General features: G+C 39.8%; 1 protein-coding gene. It reads right to left on the bottom strand.

From position 1 onward, the window contains the following. Window positions 1–71: 71 nt before the first annotated feature. Window positions 72–1397 carry a hypothetical protein gene (locus tag VN105_RS06395; RefSeq protein ID WP_325639050.1) on the bottom strand — a complete coding sequence of 442 codons (1326 nt, stop codon included), beginning with the start codon at window positions 1395–1397 and terminating at the stop codon, window positions 72–74. Between the last annotated feature and the right edge of the window lie 205 nt (window positions 1398–1602).

The following is a 1602-nucleotide window of genomic DNA, read 5'->3' as shown; positions in this document are numbered from 1 at the left end:
TTTTGTTGCTATTCTCAGGAAACCAGGATTATTGTAATGATTGAGGTTAAAAATTGATGTATAATTTCTTATTAATAAGCACCGACTCTTCTTAGCTCTGCAGAATATACATTACCGGTATTACCTAAGTTGGTAATTTGGATCTGGAAATTTCCTGCAACATTAACAATCGCTGTTCTGAAATTCATTCCTGTAGAATTATCGCCGGCACAGCCTCCACCATAACCTGACCATGTTACTGTAGTTGTCGTAGGAGTTTCTGTAAACGTATATCCTCCAGTTCCAATGGTTGACATACATGCACTGATTCCTTGCATAACAGATCCTCCTGAACTATTGACTACCACCCAAAACTCTGCAGTTACATTAAACGTACAAGCGTTGCCCATATGAACTACAAGCTTGTGTAAAGAGCCATCCGGAATACCACTGATAATTGTTTGAGTTCCGCCAGCAGGAATAATACTACTAGTACCCGCCATAATATTACCAACTCCTGTAGGAGATGCTTTTACAAGATTCCCATTAGCATCTGCATAAACTGGTGTAAAAATTGCTGTTCCTCCACCATTCGGAGCTTGAGGCATACTACGTACCCTGGCTGTACCATTTACATCTAAATTTGCAGTAGGGTTTGTTGCCCCAATATTGATACCTAACTGACCTGTGGAATGCAACACCATATCCGGAGCCGTCGTAGGTGTCGCTGAAGCTGTATGGAAATGCAGCAATCCGCCACTTAAACCAAAACCATAGAAGTCGTTTCCTGCGGCTGCATTGTATACCGCCAGCTTAGCACTGGAAACATCGGTACCCAAATCGAGTTTAGAATTGGGAGCAGTAGTACCAATCCCAACATTACCGGTAGGCGTAACACGTACTTTTTCTGTATTGTTGGTACGCAATGCCAATCCCTGGTTATCGGTAGTTCCTACAAAATTGTTTGCAGGGTCTGTTCCTGCATTTCCTAGTGTATTCCATGGGATGGTGTTGGGCAAAGCACCAGTTCCGTTATTCATTGCTCTCCAGTTTCCGTTACTGTAAGCAAATTCCATAGCCTGACCATTGTTGATGGTAAACCCATTAATGGTAGCTCCAAAACCGCCGCCTGTATTATTGTAGATTACAAGTCTTTGTCCTGCATTGGGAGCTGCCGGAGCTGTGATGGCAATAGTAGCTGTAGCAGAACCTGTAAGTTGTATCTGAGTGACATTAGCAGGAATCGTAGCTGCATTGGCTGCAACTGCTACTGCTGTTTCACGGTTGGTGATGGCACCGTTTACATCTAATGTTGTACCGGGAGTCGTCGTATTAATCCCTACGTTTCCCGCTTGTGCCTGCATTGCTGTACTTATGAACAGTAATACTCCACTTAATAGTAATAGATTTTTTTTCATAATTGTTGTAAGTTATTTTATCATATTTAGCTTTATTAATTCTTTTAGTCTGTGAGTAGATATTTGAATTAATAAACAGTTTTAATCATTTTTCGAATTGTACCAATTTCAACTTTTGCGTTTTGTAATATTGTATCAATTTTTTTATTTAATATTTTATTTATTTAATTAAAAGGATAACGTGTAAGTCTTATTGTATAAGGTT

The organism is Chitinophaga sp. (assembly GCF_035564935.1).
GTDB lineage: Bacteria > Bacteroidota > Bacteroidia > Chitinophagales > Chitinophagaceae > Chitinophaga.
The sequence above is the reverse complement of the archived record's forward strand: the minus strand, read 5'-3'. Positions and strand labels throughout refer to the sequence as shown.

Bases quoted from the DNA above. Each gene is read 5' to 3' on its own strand.
- VN105_RS06395 (WP_325639050.1), bottom strand. From the start codon at position 1,397: ATGAAAAAAAATCTATTACTATTAAGTGGAGTATTACTGTTCATAAGT.